Source organism: Pseudomonas sp. FG6 (assembly GCF_057809015.1).
The window spans coordinates 1-20525 of sequence record NZ_JBMDJD010000039.1 but is presented as its reverse complement, the minus strand read 5'-3'; the positions used below and the strand labels follow the sequence as shown (position 1 = coordinate 20525).

General features: G+C 61.3%; 21 protein-coding genes. 11 read left to right on the top strand and 10 right to left on the bottom strand.

Annotated elements, in window-relative coordinates; translation table 11 throughout:
* The first annotated feature begins 126 nt into the window (after positions 1-126).
* The 5 genes from ACODSJ_RS21185 (at position 127) to recX (ending at position 3407) form a co-directional block, all read left to right on the top strand.
* Positions 127-690: a glycoside hydrolase family 19 protein gene (locus ACODSJ_RS21185; RefSeq protein WP_489103595.1), complete on the top strand. Its 564-nt coding sequence runs from the start codon at positions 127-129 to the stop codon at positions 688-690.
* Positions 672-1208: a lysis system i-spanin subunit Rz gene (locus ACODSJ_RS21180; RefSeq protein ID WP_489103594.1), complete on the top strand. Its 537-nt coding sequence runs from the start codon at positions 672-674 to the stop codon at positions 1206-1208. Before ACODSJ_RS21185 ends, ACODSJ_RS21180 begins: the two co-directional genes overlap by 19 nt.
* An 83-nt stretch (positions 1209-1291) precedes the next feature.
* The gene (locus tag ACODSJ_RS21175) at positions 1292-1792 is read left to right on the top strand and encodes a CinA family protein (RefSeq protein ID WP_489103593.1); all 501 of its coding nucleotides are present in this window, start codon (positions 1292-1294) and stop codon (positions 1790-1792) included.
* Between the two features lie 83 nt (positions 1793-1875).
* Positions 1876-2931, top strand: a complete 1056-nt coding sequence (recA, locus tag ACODSJ_RS21170; RefSeq protein ID WP_489103592.1) for a recombinase RecA — start codon at positions 1876-1878, stop codon at positions 2929-2931.
* Positions 2932-2939: 8 nt separating this feature from the next.
* Positions 2940-3407, top strand: a complete 468-nt coding sequence (recX, locus tag ACODSJ_RS21165; RefSeq protein WP_489103591.1) for a recombination regulator RecX — start codon at positions 2940-2942, stop codon at positions 3405-3407.
* Between the two features lie 44 nt (positions 3408-3451).
* On the opposite strand, the gene ACODSJ_RS21160 is transcribed toward recX, so the two are convergent.
* Positions 3452-4570 carry an LOG family protein gene (locus ACODSJ_RS21160; RefSeq protein ID WP_489103590.1) on the bottom strand — a complete coding sequence of 373 codons (1119 nt, stop codon included), beginning with the start codon at positions 4568-4570 and terminating at the stop codon, positions 3452-3454.
* A 445-nt stretch (positions 4571-5015) separates the two neighbouring features.
* Here ACODSJ_RS21160 and ACODSJ_RS21155 point away from each other — a divergent pair, with 445 nt between their 5' ends.
* Complete coding sequence (locus tag ACODSJ_RS21155; protein WP_489103589.1) at positions 5016-5210, top strand: hypothetical protein; 195 nt, start codon at positions 5016-5018, stop codon at positions 5208-5210.
* On the opposite strand, the gene ACODSJ_RS21150 is transcribed toward ACODSJ_RS21155, so the two are convergent.
* The gene (locus tag ACODSJ_RS21150; RefSeq protein WP_489103588.1) at positions 5211-5633 is read right to left on the bottom strand and encodes a quorum-sensing-regulated virulence factor family protein; all 423 of its coding nucleotides are present in this window, start codon (positions 5631-5633) and stop codon (positions 5211-5213) included.
* Between the two features lie 184 nt (positions 5634-5817).
* Between ACODSJ_RS21150 and ACODSJ_RS21145 the strand changes: the two genes are divergently transcribed.
* The 3 genes from ACODSJ_RS21145 (at position 5818) to ACODSJ_RS21135 (ending at position 7864) form a co-directional block, all read left to right on the top strand.
* Positions 5818-6564 carry a tRNA-uridine aminocarboxypropyltransferase gene (locus ACODSJ_RS21145; protein ID WP_489103587.1) on the top strand — a complete coding sequence of 249 codons (747 nt, stop codon included), beginning with the start codon at positions 5818-5820 and terminating at the stop codon, positions 6562-6564.
* Between the two features lie 212 nt (positions 6565-6776).
* Positions 6777-7430, top strand: a complete 654-nt coding sequence (gene erdR, locus ACODSJ_RS21140; protein ID WP_489103586.1) for a response regulator transcription factor ErdR — start codon at positions 6777-6779, stop codon at positions 7428-7430.
* 71 nt (positions 7431-7501) lie between these two features.
* On the top strand, positions 7502-7864 hold the full coding sequence (locus ACODSJ_RS21135; RefSeq protein ID WP_489103585.1) for a diacylglycerol kinase: 363 nt from the start codon (positions 7502-7504) through the stop codon (positions 7862-7864).
* A 4-nt stretch (positions 7865-7868) separates the two neighbouring features.
* Here ACODSJ_RS21135 and ACODSJ_RS21130 read toward each other — a convergent pair whose 3' ends face one another.
* Entirely contained in the window at positions 7869-8795 is a 927-nt protein-coding gene (locus ACODSJ_RS21130) for a LysR family transcriptional regulator (RefSeq protein WP_489103584.1), read from the bottom strand.
* Positions 8796-8917: 122 nt separating this feature from the next.
* On the opposite strand from ACODSJ_RS21130, the gene fpr reads away from it, so the two are divergent.
* On the top strand, positions 8918-9697 hold the full coding sequence (gene fpr / locus ACODSJ_RS21125; protein ID WP_489103583.1) for a ferredoxin-NADP reductase: 780 nt from the start codon (positions 8918-8920) through the stop codon (positions 9695-9697).
* 240 nt (positions 9698-9937) lie between these two features.
* On the opposite strand, the gene tsaA is transcribed toward fpr, so the two are convergent.
* The 5 genes from tsaA to rimO form a co-directional block, all read right to left on the bottom strand.
* The gene (gene tsaA / locus ACODSJ_RS21120) at positions 9938-10633 is read right to left on the bottom strand and encodes a tRNA (N6-threonylcarbamoyladenosine(37)-N6)-methyltransferase TrmO (protein WP_489103582.1); all 696 of its coding nucleotides are present in this window, start codon (positions 10631-10633) and stop codon (positions 9938-9940) included.
* A 174-nt stretch (positions 10634-10807) separates the two neighbouring features.
* On the bottom strand, positions 10808-11269 hold the full coding sequence (locus ACODSJ_RS21115; RefSeq protein ID WP_489103581.1) for a YehS family protein: 462 nt from the start codon (positions 11267-11269) through the stop codon (positions 10808-10810).
* Between the two features lie 57 nt (positions 11270-11326).
* Positions 11327-12037, bottom strand: coding sequence for an rRNA pseudouridine synthase (locus ACODSJ_RS21110; RefSeq protein ID WP_489103580.1), 711 nt, complete (start codon positions 12035-12037; stop codon positions 11327-11329).
* Between the two features lie 65 nt (positions 12038-12102).
* Positions 12103-12576: a GNAT family N-acetyltransferase gene (locus ACODSJ_RS21105; protein ID WP_489103579.1), complete on the bottom strand. Its 474-nt coding sequence runs from the start codon at positions 12574-12576 to the stop codon at positions 12103-12105.
* Positions 12577-12821: 245 nt separating this feature from the next.
* A complete protein-coding gene (gene rimO / locus ACODSJ_RS21100) occupies positions 12822-14162 on the bottom strand; it encodes a 30S ribosomal protein S12 methylthiotransferase RimO (protein ID WP_489103578.1) in 1341 nt (446 codons plus the stop codon).
* A gap of 329 nt (positions 14163-14491) precedes the next feature.
* On the opposite strand from rimO, the gene ACODSJ_RS21095 reads away from it, so the two are divergent.
* Positions 14492-16333, top strand: coding sequence for a potassium transporter Kup (locus tag ACODSJ_RS21095; RefSeq protein ID WP_489103623.1), 1842 nt, complete (start codon positions 14492-14494; stop codon positions 16331-16333).
* Between the two features lie 67 nt (positions 16334-16400).
* Here ACODSJ_RS21095 and ACODSJ_RS21090 read toward each other — a convergent pair whose 3' ends face one another.
* Positions 16401-17690: a virulence factor family protein gene (locus ACODSJ_RS21090; protein ID WP_489103577.1), complete on the bottom strand. Its 1290-nt coding sequence runs from the start codon at positions 17688-17690 to the stop codon at positions 16401-16403.
* Positions 17690-20326: a bifunctional lysylphosphatidylglycerol flippase/synthetase MprF gene (gene mprF / locus ACODSJ_RS21085; protein WP_489103576.1), complete on the bottom strand. Its 2637-nt coding sequence runs from the start codon at positions 20324-20326 to the stop codon at positions 17690-17692. The genes ACODSJ_RS21090 and mprF overlap by 1 nt, the downstream gene beginning before the upstream one ends.
* Positions 20327-20525: the final 199 nt, after the last annotated feature.

Sequence of the window (20525 nt, the reverse complement as noted above, 5' to 3'; positions counted from 1 at the left end):
GGCGCCACGCTGCCAACATATTGTTCAGTTCAAGTACGCATGAGTTTTCCCGATTGCTGAACATCGTCCGGTCGTGTCATCCAGGCTGGCCGGGCACCTTCAATAACCCGCTTCGATGACCTAAGCATGGACGTTACCCAACAGCAACTCATCAAAATCATGCCCAACGCCCGCTCCCAAGCAGGCGTTTTCATTTCCCCTCTCAACACGGCCATGGCCCGCTACCGTATCGACACGCCCAAACGCGTCGCCGCGTTCCTGGCGCAGGTCGGCCATGAGTCGGGGCAACTGCGTTATGTGCGCGAGCTTGGAGATGAGCAATATTTAAGCAAGTACGACACCGGGGCGTTGGCCGCTCGCCTGGGCAACACGTCCCAGGCCGACGGAGACGGTCAGAAATATCGTGGTCGCGGACTGATCCAGGTGACGGGCCATGACAACTATCTAAGCTGCAGCCTGGGGTTGTTCGGCGATGAGCGCCTGTTGGCGTTGCCGCAATTGTTGGAACAACCGCAATGGGCGTCTGAGTCGGCGGCCTGGTTCTGGGAGCGCAACGGCTTGAACGAACTGGCCGACCGCGATCAGTTCAACAGCATCACTCGGCGTATCAATGGTGGTTTGAACGGATTGGAGGACCGCCTGCAACTCTGGGCACGGGCGAGGGCGGTGCTATGTCAGCCTTCGACTTGATGCCTTTTCCCTTGCGCACCCTTGGTTTCGTCGTGTTGCTGGCGCTGTTGGCCGGTGGCCCGGCGGTGCTGGCGTGGCAGCTTCAGGATTGGCGCTATGGTCGGCAATTGGCGCAATTGGCCGAGTCCCAGGCCCAAGTCTTGAATCAAATCACCGAAGCGGCGGCGTTGCAGCAAAAGGCCGAGCAGGACAAACGCCAGGCCCTAGCCCAACAACTCTCCGCCAGCGAACAAACCCACTACCGAGCGCTGAGCGATGCCCAACGTGACCAGGATCGCCTGCGCGATCGCCTTGCTACTGCCGATCTGCGGCTGTCAGTCCTCCTCGACGCCAACGATGTTGCCGCCGGTTGTGCAGTGCCTGCCACCGTCGGCCCCGGCCGCGTGGATCATGGCGCCCCACGCGCCCGACTTGACCCGGCGCATGCTCAACGAATTATCGCCATCACCGACGAGGGCGATCGCGGATTGATCGCGTTGCAGGCTTGCCAGGCCTATGTCAGGGCACTGGCGCGGTAATCACTCTGTAACCGTGCCAGCCTTGCAAGCTGTCGATGCTCGTGTACGGTAGGCCTCTCATTGTATGAAACCAGGAGAACGCCGTGGACGACATTACCGAGCTGGCCGCGGAGCTGGGCAGGCACCTGCAGGTGCTCAACGCCCACGTCACCACCGCCGAGTCCTGTACCGGCGGGGGGATCGCCGAGGCGATTACCCGGATTCCCGGGAGCTCGGCCTGGTTCGAGGCCGGTTTCGTCACTTACTCCAATCGCCAGAAAACCCAACAGCTGAACGTGCCGGTCGAGCTGTTCGAGACCGTGGGCGCGGTCAGTCGCGAGGTGGTCGAGGCCATGGTGCAAGGGGCGCGGGACAAGAGCCTGGCGCGGTTTGCCGTGGCGGTCAGCGGCGTGGCCGGGCCGGACGGCGGTTCGCCGAGCAAACCGGTGGGCACTGTATGGCTCGCCTGGGGCGTTGGCGACAGGGTCATCAGCGAGCAGCGATTCTTTCCAGGCAACCGCGACGAGGTCCGCCGACAAACGGTGAAGGCCGCGCTAGAGGGGCTGCTGCAACATGCCGGCGCAGAAATCGCAAATCAGGGGTAGGCGATCCTCAAACGCTGTGGAATAATACTGGCTACTTATACAGGTGTTGGCCGTCAGGCCTTATTGATTACGTGAGGACTTTAATGGACGACAACAAGAAGAAAGCCTTGGCTGCGGCCTTGGGTCAGATCGAACGTCAATTCGGCAAGGGTGCCGTAATGCGTATGGGCGATCAGGACCGTCAGGCTATTCCTTCCATCTCCACTGGCTCCCTGGGCCTGGACATCGCGCTGGGCATCGGCGGCCTGCCAAAAGGCCGTATCGTTGAAATCTACGGTCCTGAATCTTCCGGTAAGACCACGCTGACGCTGTCGGTGATCGCCCAGGCTCAAAAGGCCGGCGCCACTTGCGCCTTCGTCGACGCCGAGCACGCCCTGGACCCCGAATACGCCGGCAAGCTGGGCGTCAACGTCGACGACCTGCTGGTATCCCAGCCGGACACCGGCGAACAGGCCCTCGAAATTACCGACATGCTGGTGCGTTCCAACGCGGTTGACGTGATCATCGTCGACTCCGTGGCCGCCCTGGTGCCAAAAGCTGAAATCGAAGGTGAAATGGGCGACGCACACGTGGGCCTCCAGGCTCGCCTGATGTCCCAGGCCCTGCGCAAGATCACCGGTAACATCAAGAACGCCAACTGCCTGGTGATCTTCATCAACCAGATCCGCATGAAGATCGGCGTGATGTTCGGTAGCCCGGAAACCACCACCGGCGGTAACGCCCTGAAGTTCTACGCCTCGGTTCGACTGGACATCCGTCGTACGGGCGCGGTGAAGGAAGGGGACGAGGTGGTCGGCAGCGAAACCCGCGTCAAGGTCGTGAAGAACAAGGTCGCTTCGCCGTTCCGTCAGGCCGAGTTCCAGATTCTTTACGGCAAGGGTATCTACCTCAATGGCGAAATGATCGACCTGGGTGTGTTGCACGGCTTCGTTGAGAAGTCCGGCGCCTGGTATGCCTACAACGGTACCAAGATCGGTCAGGGCAAGGCCAACTCGGCCAAGTTCCTGGCGGACAATCCGGAAGTCGCCGCCGCGCTCGAGAAGCAACTGCGTGGCAAGTTGCTGACCCCGACGGCTGATACCAAGGCAGCGGTCAGTCGTGATGAGACGGCCGATGATCTGGCTGACGCTGACATCTGATCGCTTCGATGACCGCCGTACTCGATACCCTCGTCGCGGTGCGGCGAACTGCGATGGACTTGCTCGCCAGACGCGAGCACGGTCGAGTCGAGCTGACGCGTAAACTGCGTCAGCGCGGCGCTCCCGATGAGTTGATCGAAACAGCCCTCGACCGCTTGATGGAAGAGGGACTGTTATCGGAGTCTCGTTACCTTGAGAGCTTTGTCTCTTCGCGTGCCCGCTCTGGCTACGGTCCGTTGCGAATTCGTGAGGAGCTGGGCCAACGTGGCCTGCCTCGTCCGGATATCGAACTGGCCCTGCGCGAGAGTGGCATCAATTGGCAGGAACAGTTGACGGACACCTGGCGACGCAAGTTCTCAGGGCATCTGCCCATCGATGCACGAGAACGGGCCAAGCAAGGGCGTTTTCTGGCGTATCGAGGGTATTCCATGGAAATGATCAACCGCTTGTTCAGCGGTCGCGGTATGGATGACTGAAAAAACGGCCCGCTATTTCGATAGCGGGCCGTTTTTTTATGGGCTCAGCTCACCTTGATCTGCTCCCACGCCAGGGGTTGTGTCTTCTGGGCGGGCTGGACCCAGTTTTCCGGCAAGTTGATGTAGTCCACCAAGGCTCTCAAACGACCGTGGTCGCGGGCGTTGAAGGTGAAGGCCAGTCGCGTCAGGTGGTTGAACTGAGCCTCGTCGGGCCCTTCTCCGCTGTGGTCATGTTGGTGAAAGCAGTCGTTCAGGCACAGGTCGGCGAACTCCACCTGCATCTGTTGCAGCGCTTGTTCGTTCAGCTTGTTGTGCATACGGATCACGAACTGATGCTTGAGCCAACGGCTGGAATGGAAGTTGCGATAGAACTGCTTGATCTCTTCCACGGCCTCTTCGACGCTGTGTACCAGGTGCATCAGGTTCAGGTCGGTTGGCAGGATGTAGCGGTTTTCTTCCAACTGCGTGTGGATGAACTCCAGGGCCCCTTGCCAGAACGTGCCCCCTGGAACGTCCAGCAGTACCACGGGCACCAGCGGGCTTTTGCCGGTTTGCACCAGTGTCAGGACTTCCAACGCTTCATCGAGGGTACCAAAACCGCCGGGGCAGAGGACCAGCGCATCAGCCTCCTTGACGAAGAACAGCTTGCGGGTAAAGAAAAAGTGGAATGACAACAGGTTTGGCGTGCCATTGACGATGGGGTTGGCATGCTGTTCGAAGGGGAGGGTGATGTTGAAGCCCAGGCTGTGGTCGCGACCCGCGCCTTCATGGGCGGCAGACATGATGCCTCCGCCGGCGCCGGTGATGACCATCATGTCCGAACGGGCCAGCGCGGCCCCCAACTCCCGGGCCATGCCGTACAAAGGGTGTTCGATGGGTGTACGGGCCGAGCCGAAAACCGTGACTTTGCGCCGTCCCTTGAATTGTTCGAGGGTGCGGAACGCTTGTTCCAGTTCCCGCAGTGCTTGCAACGTGATCTTGGCATTCCAGCGGTTGTGATCTTCCTGGGCCATGCGTAGCACCGTCAGGATCATGTCACGGTAGATGGGCAGATTCGGGCTGTTGGACGACACCAGGCTGAGCAGCTCTTCGACCTTTTGGTTGAGGTCGTGGTCATGGTTTTCAAAATGACGGTTGAGCAAGTCATTCGGTTTGTAAGGCATTCAGCTTCTCCTTCTGACCAGAACCCTGGCCCGAACGAGAGATTCGTCGGGGCCTCGACACTCCTTGTGTCGTTGTCAGCCCAGGCATGTGCCTGGTTAGACCTGGCTCGACGCGGTCTGTAGCAAAGCGATCAAGCCATCCAGCGGGTTCCGCTTTTCCCTAGGATGAAACAAATCATACGGCAAGACGTTGGCAGGCAGCCTCTTCTGCCCGTTATCCAGATTCGGACCCTGGATGGGATCTCGGTTGTCCTGATCATGGCGCTCAAAAGTGACCGTTTGCAACCGCTGCATGCTAGCCCTGGCAATACTCTGCCGCTCGTCTGATTGTCAACCGGTTGTGTGCCGCTCTGATTTACTGAAAACAGGTATGCCAATGCAATCGACGTTCGGGGTTGGGCGTCGACGATGGATTGATGTGGCTGGGGCATGGAGGCGGGAGAAAATGACCAGGGTAACTCTGGAGCTCGACACCCAGTTGTACCGGATGTTGCTGGAAGCGGCTCAGGCCAATCGGGTCAGTCTCGAAGAGGAATGCTGCCGTCGGTTGGAAGGCAGGACGTGGCGCTCGCGCTATCTCCAGGCGCTGGTGGCGGAACTGCGCGCCGACGATGAGCAGCGGCGCGCAAGCTCGGGGTGATTACTTCTTCGTCTTGGTCGGTTTCGGGCAATCCGATTCCTGGAAGCGCTCGCTCGCGACCGGGCGATTGCTTTTGACCTCCGTGAACTCATAACGCAGGGTCGCGCCCTTGGCCATCAGCTTGCGAAAGCCAGGGTTGGTGCACACGGTGGAGCCCAACTGGAAGTAAACCGCTTTCGGGTCGGCGCGCATTTTCTGGGCGTGGCTGCTTTGTACACTGAGGTGATTGATCAGCTCGGTGCCTTCGACGGTATAACCCTGGTCAAGAATGTCTTCGTTGATCGCCCGTGGCGTACCGACGCTACTTTCCCTGGCGACGTTCTGCAGCATCTTGTTCAGTTCGAGTTCTTTCAGCGAGGCAGCCTGAGCGCTGAAGGACGTCGCCAGCAGAACGGCAACGGTTGGGACGATAAGGCGCAGCATGAAACTCTCCTGGTTCGGTGACGAGGGGTTCGACCCGTCACCTGACTGTGCGTTCAGTGGCGTGGAATTATAGGGGAGCCTGCCTGGGCGGTACAGGCTTGCTCGCTCTGGTAGACTGCCGGCCTTTATTGCCCTGCCGAGTGTCGTTCGTGTCGAGTTTTTCCATCTTCCGGCGTCGTTTGCGATGAACCATGCCCCTAACGCCGTAGCCCGCCTGCGTGACCAGCGTATCGATGAAGGTATCAAGCCGCTCCAGGCCCGCGGCTGGCGCGCGCCCCGTTGCAGCGCCTGCCGGGTGATCGAAAGCCACTGCCTGTGCGCCTGGCGTCCGAGCGTCGACGCCCGTTCCGGGATCTGCCTGATCATGACCAACAAGGAAGTGTTCAAACCCAGCAACACCGGCTGGCTGATCGCCGACGTGGTGCGCGACAATCACGCGTTCATCTGGTCACGCACAGACGTCGACGAGCAACTGCTGGCCTTGCTCGATGACCCGCAGTGGCAACCGTACCTGGTCTTTCCTGGCGAATACGTCGAGCCCGCACGGGTGACGCACACGGTCGACCTGGACCGTTCCAAGCGTCCGCTGTTCATTCTGCTGGACGCAACCTGGACGGAGGCTCGGAAGATTTTCCGTAAAAGCCCGTACTTCGATCGTTTGCCGATCCTGAGCCTGTTGCCCGACAGACTGTCGCGCTACCGCCTGCGCCGCTCGACCCGTAGCGAGCACCTGTGCACCGCCGAAGTTGCGGCGCTGTGTCTGGAGCTGGCCGGCGACACCGATGCGGCGGCAGCCCTGGATGCCTATTTCGATGTGTTCAGCCAGCATTACCTGGGCGCCAAGCGTCAGTTGGAGGTGGATGTAACGACCCCGGCCCACACCGAGTTGCAGCCCTTTGTCCGTGCGGCGCCGCCCGTGTTGGCGCAATAGCGGCCCATACTGTACGCAGCGGTGGTCGTGCTGCTTGACCACCCCGTCTTCGCTGGGCATGCTTGGCGCCGACCGGGGTGCGGCGCACGTCGAGGTGTTGTGTCGGGCGCGCTGCGACCCTCTGGGATGCTGCTGCACAGTGGCCTCTTGAGTGTTTTTGGCGAGGCGCGAATGCATCGGGCCTGCCATTTGAAAACAGGATCATTTGAACAATGGCCACATACGAAATCCTGATTGCCGATGACCATCCGCTTTTTCGCAGCGCGTTGCGTCAGGCAGTGACCCTGGGCCTGGGCCCGGATGTCCGGCTGACGGAGGTGGCCAGTATCGCGGAACTGGAGGCTCGGTTGACCGAAAAGGCCGACTGGGACCTGGTCTTGCTGGACTTGAACATGCCAGGTGCCTACGGTTTTTCCGGGTTGGTGCTGCTGCGCGGCCAATACCCGCAGATTCCCGTGGTGATGGTCTCGGCCCAGGAAGAGGCTTCGGTCATGGTCAAGGCTCGGGAGTTCGGCGCCAGCGGCTTCATACCTAAATCCAGTTCGCTTGAAATGATCCAGCACGCCGTCAAGGCAGTGCTCGATGGTGATGTGTCCTGGCCGCCCCAGGCATTCGAAGCGGTCAGCGTTTCCGAGGAAGCCAAGGCCGCCAGCGAAGGCCTGGCCAGCCTTACACCGCAGCAGTTTCGGGTGTTGACCATGGTCTGCGAAGGCCTGTTGAACAAGCAGATTGCCTACGAGTTGAATGTCTCGGAGGCCACCATCAAGGCCCACGTGACCGCGATTTTCCGTAAGCTGAATGTGCGCACCCGGACCCAGGCCGCGTTGCTTCTGCAACAACTTGAGTCAATTTCGCCGCAGCCTTGATACCCGTGTTCACGCTTTTTTGACCGGGCGTGAATTAGCTTCTCCACTCCTTTTTGATCAGTGCCCAATCTATGTCACCTTTTAAAGGCCAAACCGGCCTGAAACGCATCCTCAATGCCTCTGGCTATTCCTTTGACGGGCTGCGTGCAGCGTTTGTCGGCGAAGCGGCGTTCCGGCAGTTGGTGCTGCTTAACGTCGTCCTGATTCCGTTGTCGTTTTTTCTGAATGTCAGCCGCGTCGAGCAGGCTTTGCTGATTGCGGTCTGCCTGTTGGCGTTGATCGTGGAATTGCTCAACTCGGCGGTTGAGGCGGCCATCGACCGCATTTCCCTGGAACGGCACCCGTTGTCGAAAAACGCCAAGGACATGGGCAGCGCTGCCCAACTCGTCGCCTTGACGATGATCGCGCTGGTGTGGGGTGTGGTTCTGCTCTGATCGCTCAGGCGATGGCCGGCAGCACGATTTCGTCGCTGCGCCGGACCCCGGCGGTGAAGGCCCGGCACAGTTCGAGGAACTCGCGCATGGCCGAGGTCTGGTATTTCTGTTTGTGCCAGATGAAATAAAACTGCCGGGCCAGGTCCATGCCTGGGGTTTCCACGGGAACCAGGCTGCCGCGGCGGAAGGCATCGCGCAGGGCCAGGCGCGAGATGCAGCCGATCCCCAGGCCAGACTCCACGGCACGCTTGATGGCTTCGGTGTGTTCCAGCTCCAGGCGAATGTTCAGCACGCTGCGATGATGGCGCATGGCTTGGTCGAAGGTCAGTCGCGTGCCGGAACCCTGTTCACGCAAGATCCACGCTTCGTGGGTCAACTCCTCGATGGTCGCCTGGCCGCGCTTGGCCAGCGGGTGCTGCGGAGCACAGAACACCACCAGTTCGTCCTCGACCCAGCTCTGGACCTCGATATCCGGATGATTGCAATCGCCCTCGATTAGACCCAGGTCAATTTCATAATGGGCAACTTGGTGCACGATATTGGCAGTATTTTGCACATGCAGCTTCACTTGGCTTTCCGGATGGCGCTGCATGAAGCCGCCGATCAACAGGGTGGCCAGGTAGTTGCCGATGGTCAGCGTGGCGCCGACCGCCAGTGAGCCGAAACCGGACTTGCCATTGAGCAGGTCCTCGATCTCCTTGGCCTGGTCCAGCAGCGCCACCGCTTGGGGCAGCAGTTGCTTGCCCAGGGCGTTGAGGCTCAGGCGCTTGCCAGCGCGGTCGAACAGCTGGCAGCTGGATTGGCGCTCCAGTTCAGTGATGGACGTGCTGGCGGCCGACTGCGACAGATTGAGCAGACCCGCAGCGCGGGACACGCTCTCCTGCTGAGCGACGGCGACGAAGACTTGAAGTTGACGTAGAGTGAATCGCATATCTATATAACCGATAACCCTTATCTTAATAATCCATTTAACAGATATTGTCGCCGCCATTAGAATGCGTTGCAATCGCGCACCCTACCGGCGCAGGCAATATTTCCAGGAGTCCCCCGTACATGAGCAACATGAACCACGAGCGTGTCCTCAGTGTTCATCACTGGAACGACACTCTGTTCAGCTTCAAGTGCACCCGCGATCCGGGCCTGCGCTTCGAGAACGGTCAGTTCGTGATGATCGGCCTGCAACAGCCCAATGGCCGCCCGCTTATGCGCGCTTACTCGATTGCCAGCCCGAACTGGGAAGAGCATCTGGAATTCTTCAGCATCAAGGTGCCGGATGGCCCGCTGACTTCCCAGTTGCAGCACCTGAAGGAAGGCGACGAGATCATCATCAGCAAGAAACCCACCGGCACCCTGGTGCTGGACGATCTCAAGCCCGGCAAGCATTTGTACCTGCTCAGCACCGGCACCGGCCTGGCGCCGTTCATGAGCGTGATCCAGGATCCGGAAACCTACGAGCGTTTCGAAAAAGTGATCCTGTGCCACGGTGTGCGCTACGTCAATGAAGTCGCCTATCGCGAGTTCATCACCGAGCACCTGCCGCAGAACGAGTTCTTCGGCGAAGCACTGCGTGACAAGCTGATCTACTACCCGACCGTGACGCGCGAGCCGTTCGAAAACGAAGGCCGCCTGACTGACTTGATGCGCAGCGGCAAGCTGTTCCGCGACATCGGCCTGCCGCCGATCAACCCGCAGGACGACCGCGCCATGCTGTGCGGCAGCCCGAGCATGCTGGACGAGACCAGCCAGGTACTCGACAGCTTCGGCCTGACCGTTTCGCCGCGCATGCGCGAGCCGGGTGATTACCTGATCGAGCGGGCGTTCGTCGAGAAATAAGCTGTTGCGATAAGTGTGGAGTGGGGCGTCAGCCGACATAGTCGTTGAATGTTGGACTGCTTTCGCGAGCAAGCCCGCTCCCATATTAGATCGCAGTGAGCGCGAATCTTGTGTTCACCAGAGATCCAGTGTGGGGCGGGCTTGCTCGCGAAGAAGGCGACTCGGTCCAACAGATGCCCCACAAAAAAGCCCGCGCAGCCTGATGAAGGCAGCGCGGGCTTTTTCGTTCCTGGGTATTTATCAGGCCACGGGAATCACTTCCAGCACCCGGATCAACCCCGGCTGCGGGTAATGCCAGCGAACGTCCAGGTCCCAGAACTGCGCGCCGTATTCGCGTTCGGCGGTAGGCGTCTGGTACGCCGGGCGTGGGTCCTGCGCCAGGCATTGCTCGATGAGCTCGACCAAGGGCTCTGCCAGGCGTGTGGCGTGGTCGCGGGCCTGAAGCAGGGCTGAGTCTGCCCATTGCACCGTAATCGGCTCGGGCGCTGCGCTGGCGATGTGGTTGGTCGCCGAGCCGACAATGTCGGCGTAAGGCACGTAGGGCTTGATGTCCAATACCGGCGTGCCATCGAGCAGGTCGATGCCCGAAATCCACAGACGACCGGCTTCGACCCGCTCCAGCTTTACCACTGACTGGCCGATGCCGTTGGGGCGATGGGTGGCGCGGGTGGCGAACACGCCCACGGACTTGTTGCCGCCCAGGCGTGGCGGCCGCACTTTCAACCGTGGCTTGTCTTCCAGGGCCTGGTGGAACAGGAACAGCAACCAGACATGGCTGACCTGTTCCAGGCCCTGCACCGCTTCACCCTGGTCGAATGGCGCCACCAGCTCCAGCACGCCGCGCGCGGCCGGGGCCAGTTGCGGTTGGCGGGGGATGGCGAACTTCTCCTTGAAGCAGGAGCGAACGAAGCCAATGGGGGAGACGCTGTAGGTCATGAGTTGGGATCGACGCGAGGTGGGAAGGGCATCATAGCGCGGGCGGGGCTGACCTTGCTCTTTGTGGCGAGGGAGCTTGCTCCCGCTCGATTGCGTAGCAATCGCAAAGCGGGGGCTACTTCGTAGCCCAGCGGGAGCAAGCTCCCTCGCCACAAAAGCGCTGTAAGGCCTTAATCAGCCGCGCACGCGCAGCGTCAGGCCCTTGAGGAAATTGCGCAGCAGTTGGTCGCCACACGGACGGTAGTTGGTGTGGCCGAACTTGCGGAACAACGCGCTCAATTCCGGCTTGGACACCGGGAACTCGGCCGCCTTGAGGATCGCGTGCATGTCGTCTTCCTTCAGTTCGAAGGCCACCCGCAGTTTCTTGAGGATGATGTTGTTGGTCACCGGCACTTCGATCGGTTGCGGCGGACGGCTTTCGTCCTTGCCGCGCTTGAAGATCACCAAACCGTCGAGCAAGTGCGCCATGACTTCGTCAGGGCAGAACACAAAGCCTTCTTCCTCGTCTTTCTTGAGGTAGCCCGTCAAGTCGGCCAAGGCCACTTCCAGGCCGCCGAGCTTGATGATCTCGATGACTTTCTTGTCGCTGATGTCGAGCATGTAGCGCACGCTGCGCAGTACGTCGTTGTGAATCATGTGTGCAATCCTGATCGATCGGCAGTGGGCGCCTCAGTTCGCTGCGGCGCCGGAAAATTAGAATTTCTCTTTGGCGGACAGGTAGCGCCACTGGCCCAGCGGCACCTTGCCGATGGACACGCCGCCAATGCGGATGCGGCGAATGGCGACGACCTTGAGGCCAACCGCCTGGCAAAGCAGCGCGATCACGCCGGGCTGCGGGTTTTTCATGGCAAAGCGCAGGCGGTTCTCGTTCTGCCAACTGGCCTTGACCGCCGGCAACTCCTTGCCCTTGTAGGTCAAGCCATGGTTCAGGCGATTGAGGCCATGGGCGACCATTTCGCCTTCGACTTCCACCACGTATTCCTGTTCGATCTTCGCCGCGTCCGCCGTGAGCTTGCGCAGGATCTTCCAGTCCTGGGTGAACACCAACAGGCCGCTGGCATTGGCCTGCAGGTCGGCGCTGGCGGTCAGGCGCAGGAAGTGCCCCTTGAGTGGTCGTTTGCCAAAGCGATGTTCCTCGCTCAGGGACTGGGCCCCGAGGGTGGCTATTGCCGAGTCCACGTCCATGCCCGCCGGGACATTCATCAACAGTGTCACCGGCTCCGGCGCGGTGGCCTTGGCCTCGGGATCGAGCTCGACTTTCTGGGTGGTGACCTTGAACTGCGGTTCGTCGATGACTTCGCCATCCACGGTGACCCACCCGCCCTCGATGAACAACTCCGCCTCCCGGCGAGAACAGCCGACCAGTTCGATGAGGCGTTTGGAGAGACGAATCGGGTCAGTCATGTCAGGGCCGTAACAAAAAGAGGGTACGCATTGTACCTGCCTGGCGCGGGTTAATCGCGGGACTTTTAGCCGCGCCCGGTCTTCAGGTCGGGCTGTTTGTAGCGCATGTGCAGCAACGGGTACGGTTGGTTCATGCCATCGTGTGCCGAGCGCCCGATCACTTCGAACCCTTGCTTGAGGTAAAAACCCAAGGCTTGCGGGTTCTGTTCGTTGACGTCCAGTTCGTCAGCGTTGAGGTTTTCCATGGCATAGCGCAGCAACTGCTTGCCCAGGCCTTGGCTGCGGTGCTGCGGATCGATGAACAGCATCTCGACCTTGCCGGCCGCGACGCCGGCGAAGCCGGTGATCCGCTGGCGGGCATCGCGGGTGCAGATGAGCATCACGGCGTCGAGGTAGCGGGTGAGCACCAGGTTCTTCAGCAACTCGATGTAGCTGTCTGGCAGGAAGTCATGGGTGGCGCGTACTGAAGCCTCCCAAACTTGCGTCAGTTCCTGGTAGTCGCTCGGTTTCGGTGTATGGATGACCGAATGCTGACGCATGCCCGCCTGTTCCTTTTGCTCGATGCCCTGGGTGTTTCCATACGATAGTCGTAAAAAAGCCCCGCATCTTGTGGCAAGAGCGGGGCTTCGGGATTTTTTCGGTGCCAGCAGGTGAGTGGCTTGCAACCAACCTGTGGCGAGGGAGCTTGCTCCCGCTCGATTGCGTAGCAATCGCAAAGAGGGGCTACTTCGTAGCCCAGCGGGAGCAAGCTCCCTCGCCACAAGAGCGGATCGGCATGCCCGGATTAATTGATCTGCTCAGCCCACAAATCGTACTCATCGGCGTCGGTCACCTTGCACCAGACCTTGTCGCCCGGCTTGAGGTTGCTGCCGTTGTCGATGAACACGTTGCCGTCGATTTCCGGGGCGTCGAAGAAGCTGCGGCCGACGGCGCCTTGCTCGTCCACTTCGTCCACCAGCACTTCGATTTCACGGCCGATGCGCATTTGCAGGCGCGCCGAGCTGATGGCCTGCTGGTGCGCCATGAAGCGCTCCCAACGGTCCTGCTTGACCTCGTCCGGGACAACGTCCAGGTCCAGGTCGTTGGCCGGTGCGCCATCGACAGGCGAATACTGGAAGCAGCCGACGCGGTCGAGCTGGGCTTCGGTCAGCCAGTCCAGCAGGTACTGGAAGTCTTCTTCGGTTTCGCCGGGGAAGCCGACGATGAACGTCGAGCGAATGATCAGGTCCGGGCAGATTTCGCGCCAGTTCTTGATGCGGGCCAGGGTCTTGTCTTCGAACGCCGGACGCTTCATGGCCTTGAGAACTTTCGGGCTGGCGTGCTGGAACGGGATGTCCAGGTACGGCAGGATCTTGCCGGCCGCCATCAACGGGATCAGTTCGTCGACGTGCGGATACGGGTAGACGTAATGCAGGCGGACCCAGACGCCGAGGGTGCTGAGGGCTTCGCACAGCTCGGTCATGCGGGTTTTCACCGGGGCACCGTTCCAGAAGCCAGTGCGGTACTTCACGTCGACGCCGTAGGCGCTGGTGTCCTGGGAGATCACCAGCAGTTCCTTGACGCCGGCCTTGACCAGGCGCTGGGCCTCGTCGAGCACGTCGCCCACCGGACGGCTCACCAGCTTGCCGCGCATCGACGGAATGATGCAGAAGCTGCAGCTGTGGTTGCAGCCTTCGGAAATCTTCAGGTAAGCGTAATGACGCGGGGTCAGCTTGATGCCTTGCGGCGGCACCAGGTCGATCAGCGGGTTGTGGTCCTGTTTGGGCGGCACCACTTCGTGCACGGCGTTGACCACTTGCTCGTATTGCTGCGGGCCGGTCACGGACAACACGCTTGGGTGGACCTCGCGGATGTTGCCTTCTTCCACGCCCATGCAGCCGGTGACGATGACCTTGCCGTTTTCCTTGATGGCTTCGCCGATCACCTCCAGGGACTCGGCCTTGGCCGAATCGATGAAGCCGCAGGTGTTGACCACGACCACATCGGCGTCCTGATACGTGGAGACCACGTCATAGCCTTCCATGCGCAGCTGAGTCAGGATGCGCTCGGAGTCGACCAGAGCCTTCGGGCAACCCAGGGAAACGAAGCCGACCTTCGGATTGGCTGGCGCATTATTGGTGGACATGTCTAACCTCGGTGTAGGGGGATCGTCTCTTGCCGAGACAGGGCGCCTGGCGCGCCTCTGATCAAAAAGTGCGCAATTCTAGCGGTGGTGGAGGCACTTGACCAGCTTTAAACGGGGAAAAACGACGAGTGCTGCGCTATGCTTCGCGCCTTTGCGCCTTACTGGGTTCTACAGTCAACAAAAGACCTGTAACGCAATGTGAAATGGCGCATGCTGCATGCGCAATGTGCTTTGTATAAGAAGACAGGTCTGGGAATCGGGAGTGTTGGATGGGTCATGCAAGTAGTCAGGCGGCAGGTGCCGAGCAGTCGGCGGCCAAACCGCTGAGCATGCTGGTGGCGGCGGTCGGGGTGGTTTACGGCGACATCGGCACGAGCCCGTTGTACACCCTCAAGGAAGTGTTTTCCGGAGGCTATGGTGTGCCAGTCACCCATGATGGCGTGTTGGGGATCCTGTCGCTGATTTTCTGGTCGTTGATCTGGGTCGTTTCGATCAAGTACATGATGTTCGTCCTGCGGGCCGACAACCAGGGCGAGGGCGGGATCATGGCACTCACCGCGTTGGCGCGACGGGCGGCGGGCACGCGCAAGCGGCTGCGTACGTTGCTGGTGGTCTGCGGCCTGATTGGCGCGGCGCTGTTCTACGGCGACAGCATGATCACCCCGGCGATTTCCGTGCTCTCGGCGATCGAAGGCCTTGGCCTGGCATTTGACGGCATCGACCACTGGGTAGTGCCGCTGTCGCTGGTGGTGCTGGTGGCGCTCTTCATTATCCAGCGCCATGGCACCGCACGCATCGGCATCCTGTTCGGCCCGATCATGGTGACCTGGTTCCTGGTGCTCGGCGCCCTGGGTGCCTATGGCATCAGCCAGCACCCGGAAGTGTTGCAGGCGATTAACCCGGTCTGGGCCGTGCGTTTTTTCATGGTTCATACCGGCATGGGCGTGGCGATCCTCGGCGCCGTGGTGTTGGCACTGACCGGGGCCGAAGCGCTGTATGCCGACATGGGGCACTTCGGTCGCAAGCCCATCGCCCGCGCCTGGTTCATCCTGGTATTGCCGGCACTGGTGCTCAATTATTTCGGCCAGGGCGCGTTGCTGCTGGGTGACCCGGAAGCGGCGCGCAACCCGTTCTACCTGCTGGCGCCAAGCTGGGCGTTGATCCCCTTGGTGGGCCTGTCGACCCTGGCCACGGTGATCGCGTCGCAAGCAGTGATTTCCGGTGCGTTCTCCCTGACGCGCCAGGCGATCCAGCTCGGCTATATTCCGCGCATGTACATCCAGCACACCTCCAGCGACGAACAGGGCCAGATCTACATCGGCGCAGTGAACTGGTCGCTGATGGTCGGCGTGGTGCTGCTGGTGCTCGGTTTCGAATCCTCCGGCGCGCTGGCTTCGGCCTACGGCGTGGCAGTGACTGGCACCATGCTGATGACCACGATCCTGGTCTCGGCGGTCATGCTGCTGTTGTGGAAATGGCCACCGGTGCTGGCGGTGCCGGTGCTGATCGGTTTCCTGTTGGTAGACGGCCTGTACTTCGCTGCCAACGTGCCGAAGATCGTCCAGGGCGGTGCGTTCCCGGTGATCGCCGGTATCGCCTTGTTCGTACTGATGACCACCTGGAAGCGCGGCAAGCAGTTGCTGGTGGAGCGCTTGGACGAAGGCGCGTTGCCGTTGCCGATCTTCATCAGCAGTATCCGCGTGCAGCCGCCGCATCGCGTGCAGGGCACTGCCGTGTTCCTGACCGCGCGTTCGGACGCTGTCCCCCATGCGTTGTTGCACAACCTGTTGCACAACCAGGTGCTGCATGAGCAGGTGGTGTTGTTGACGGTGGTGTACGAGGACATTCCGCGGGTGCCGCCACAACGGCGTTTCGAGGTCGATGCCTATGGCGAAGGCTTCTTCCGGGTGATCCTGCACTTTGGTTTCACCGACGAGCCGGATGTGCCGCAGGCCCTCAAGCTCTGCCATCTGGATGATCTGGATTTCAGTCCGATGCGCACCACGTACTTCCTCAGCCGCGAAACAGTCATCGCCTCGAAGCTTGAAGGCATGGCCCGCTGGCGCGAGGCGTTGTTCGCATTCATGTTGAAGAACGCCAATGGCAACCTGCGCTTTTTCAACCTGCCGTTGAACCGGGTGATCGAGCTGGGGACGCAGGTCGAGATGTAGCGACCAGAAAACAAAAAGCCCTCGTTGCCTTGCGGCGGCGGGGGCTTTTTTGTGGGGCGCTGTCAGATCACTGCTCGGCCACTTTGTTTTGCCGCTCGTTGATCTCATCGATCAGGCGCTTGGCCAGGGCTGGGTAGTTTTCGTCGAAGTGGTGGCCGCCCGGCAGCTTGACGGCTTCGCCTACCGCAGTCTTGTCGGTGCAGCCGCTTTCGTCGGCTTCTTCGCCACCGTAGATGCACACCACCTTTTCGGCTGGCAGCTTGGCCATTTCCGGGCCGGTGGCCGCTTCGGTGCCGGCGTTGCCGAGCCAGCCTTCGACTTCGATCTCGAAGCTGCCGGTGCGGGCGAAGGCCAGCAGGATGATCGCATCGACCCGCTGTTGCTCGGTGGCCGGCAGGCGATTGTAGATCGCCGGCAACACGTCGGCGCCGAAAGAGTAGCCGGTCAGGATGAAGCGCTTGGTGCCCCAGATCTGGCGGTAGTGCTGCATCAGTTCGGCGAGGTCCACCGCGCTCTGCTCGGGGCTCTTGTGCTGCCAGTAGTAGCGCAGGGTGTCGATGCCGACCACTGGGTAGCCGATCTTGGCCATTTCATCGGCCACGTCGCGGTCCAGGTCACGCCAGCCACCGTCCCCGGAGAGGAACAGGGTCACGGTGTCCCGTGCCTGGGCGGCCGGTACTTCCACCACAGGAATGGCCAGGCCACCCTTGCCCTTTTCGGTGCCAACGAGAATCTTGCGCAGTTCGTTGTTCAGCACTTGCGGCAGGTTGATGTCGTAGTCGCTGATGCTGGTCTCGGCATTTTTCTGGTCGCGGACGAAGCCGGCGCTGGTGTCGTCGGGGTTGTCGTTCCAGGCCACGAGCCAATGGCCGTGGGCGGCGCTTTTAGGCAGCAGGTGGGTGCAGCCGGGCTTTTCCAGGGCCAGGTCGACCGAGACGGCCTTGGCCTTGTCGTCCTTCTGCTCCGCCAGCCAGCGCCAGGCCAGCACGGCGCCAGGGCCGATGCCGCTGACAAGCGTGGCGGGTCCCTGGAGCTCCCTCAGGCCCGCCTGCAGGGCACGACCTTGCAGGATGCAGTCCTTGGGCAGAATGACCTGGACGATCTGTGCCGAGCCGGTGCGACTGAGGGTCGTCAGCTGCGTGTCGCTGAGCTTCTGGTCTTCATTGACCGCCACCAGCACTTGGGCACGGGCTTTGGTGCCGGGAATGACGCGAGTCATCGGCGCGCCGTCGGCGGGCGTCAGTTGTTCCAGGGTGGGTTGCGGGGCCGGGCGGTTCCAATACCAGTAACCGCCACCGAGAATCACCGCCAGCACTAGCAGGGCGGCCACTACGTATCGCCAGGAGCGTTGCATCATCAGCGTTTCACCAGTCCAGTCAGGCCGCCTGCAATCAAGGCGGCAGTATCGGCCAGCGCCACCAGCGGATCGAGTCCGGCGGGCACAGCCATGTAACGAGGTTCCCAGTCAGGCTGGAATTTGTCTTTGAAGCGGCGCAGCCCCTGGAAATTGTAGAGCTGCTCGCCGCGACGGAACACCATCGAACCCAGGCGCTGGGTCAAGGGCGCGCCGCGCCGCGGTTGAAGACCCGAAAGCGGGACCATGCCAAGGCTGAAGCGGGCGTAGCCATGGTTTTTGTAATGTTGGATCAGGCCGACCATCATGAATTCCATGGTCAGCTTGGGCGCATCGGGGTGGGCGCGCATCAGGTCGAGGCTGGCCAGTTCCGGGTTGTGGGTTTCCAGCAGGTTGGCAAACGCCACCGGGCGCCCCTCGAAACGAATCACTGCGATGCGAAAGTGCTTGAGGTAGTCGTCGCTGAAGCGGCCCAGGGAGAAGCCTTTCTCGCGCACGTTCTTGCCGGTGAGCCAGGCGTCGGAAATGACCTTGAGTTCATCCATCGGTGCCTCGCCTTGTTCATGGATCTCCAGTGAGAGGCCATCGCGGGTGCCGCGGTTCCAGGTGTAGCGCAAGTCCTTCATTTCCTTGCCCTTGGCCTCAAGGTCGAAACGCTTGAGATCGACTCGTGCCTCTTCACCCAGCTTGATCGCCGTCAGGCCGATGTCCATGTAGTACGGCAGGTTCTCGGCGCGCACCTGGTAGAACACCGGGCGAGCATGGTGGATGTCGCACAGGTCACGGAATTGCCAGATCATTTCGGCCCGTTGCTGGGTCGGCCCGATCGGATCATACAGCGCTACCAGGCTGCGTCCGCGGCGGGCATACATCAGGAACGCCTCGTCGTTGGGGTGGAACAGCAGCGCCTTGTCGCCGGTCAGGGACAGGCCGCCGTCGGGTTGCGAGGAGGCCATGAGAATCGTCTTGGCCCGCTCCAGCTCTTCGGCCGTCGGCAAATGGATCACCGGCCGCGCGGTGCGCAGCAGCCAGGTCAGCGACACCACCACCAGCAGCACCGCAGCCCCGAGCAACGAGCGCAGGCCACGCGGGGCATCGGCATCGAGGGTGAACTGCCACCACAGTTGATGGCTATAAGGCACGTCCTGGTAAGCAAACAGCAGCAGCCAGATCGATGCACCGAGTACGCACAGGCTGGCAATCAGGAACAGCGGGGAAAAGGGCAGCTCGGTCAGGCGACTCGGGCGATAGAAAGAACGCCGGAACACCGCCAGCAGGGCACCGGTCAGCGTCAGCAGCGTGGCCTCTTCCCAGTCGAAACCCTTGAGCAGTGAGAGCAGGGCGCCCACCAGCAGCAAGATGGTGGTCAGCATCCAGGCGGCCGACAGGCGACGGCGCAGGCCTTGGGCGAGCAATAGGCAGAGCACACCCACCAGGCTGGCGCCAAAGTGCGAGGCATCCACCAGGCGATGAGGGATCAGGAAACCGATGTGCTCCAGGCGCGTGTCGATTTCCGGCGTCACGCCGGAAAACAGCAGCACCACGCCGGACAGGAACACCAGCACCGCCAGGATCGGTGCGGCGAAGCCGGACGCGACGCGCAGGGTCTGGCGTGTCTGGAACAGGCGCTGCGCCTCATTGATCAGCAGCAGCACACAGGCCACCAGCATCGGCAGCAGCACGTAGATCAGGCGATACAGCAATAGGGCGGCGGCCAGCGGTGCGGCGCCCAGCTTGTCGGCGAAGGCGGCCAGCAGAATCGCCTCGAACACCCCGACACCGCCGGGTACGTGGCTGAGTACGCCAGCCGCCAGCGCCAACAGGTACACCAACAGGAACGCACCGAACGGAGGCGCTTCGGGCAGCAGCAAGTACAGCACCGTGGCGGCGGCCGCGACGTCCAGGGCGGTGATGACCAGTTGCAGGAAGGTCAGGCGGCGGCCCGGTAAGCGCAGGGTGCGGCGCCCGGCCTTGACCAGCAGGCTGTCGCGCCGGGGTTGTTCCGGCAGGCGTCGACGGTAGATGCCGATGGCCAATACGCTGGTGAGCAGCAGCACGGCCGCTGCGATTGCGGCCAGCACGCTGGCGGGCAGGTGCAGCGCAGCGGACGCGGCCGGCAGGTTGCTGAGGGTGGCTAATGCCGCCAGCGGGGGCAGGGCACAGCCCAGTGACAGGCTGGCGAACAACGTCATGTGGGCGACGTCCGAAGCCCCCAGGCCATGGCGCGCGTACAGGCGGTAGCGCACCGAACCGCCGGACAGCAGCGACAGGCCGATGGCATTGCCAATGGCGAAAGCGGTGAATCCACCGAGGATCATGGTTTGTGGCGGCAGCGTCACGCCGGCATAACGGCTGGCGGACCATTCATAGCCCAGCAGGATGACGAAACCGGCCACGGTGGCGGCAATCGCACCGAGCAGGGCTGGCCGGGGCACTTCGAGAATCGAATCGTGCAGCGCGTAGAGGTCGAGCTCGCTCAGCAAGTGGCGACAGGCAATCAGTGCAATCGCGAACAACAACAGCGTGACGGCAAGGCCGATGGGTTGGCGGTACTGATTGATACGGTCGAGCCAGCGCAGCCGCTCGGCGTTGACCGGTGGTGCAGTAACAGGGTCTTGCGGGTCAGAGTGGGCGCGCATCAATCACCTCTTGAGCTATGCGCGACAGGATGGGGCTATCCGGCCAAGTTACCAATCCCTTCGGCAGAAAAAAATTACAAAATATTTGTAATGAAAGCTTTTTTCGACAGATACAAAAAAGGCCACTCTTTCGAATGGCCTTTCTTGATGTTTGGTTGCGGGAGCCGGATTTGAACCGACGACCTTCGGGTTATGAGCC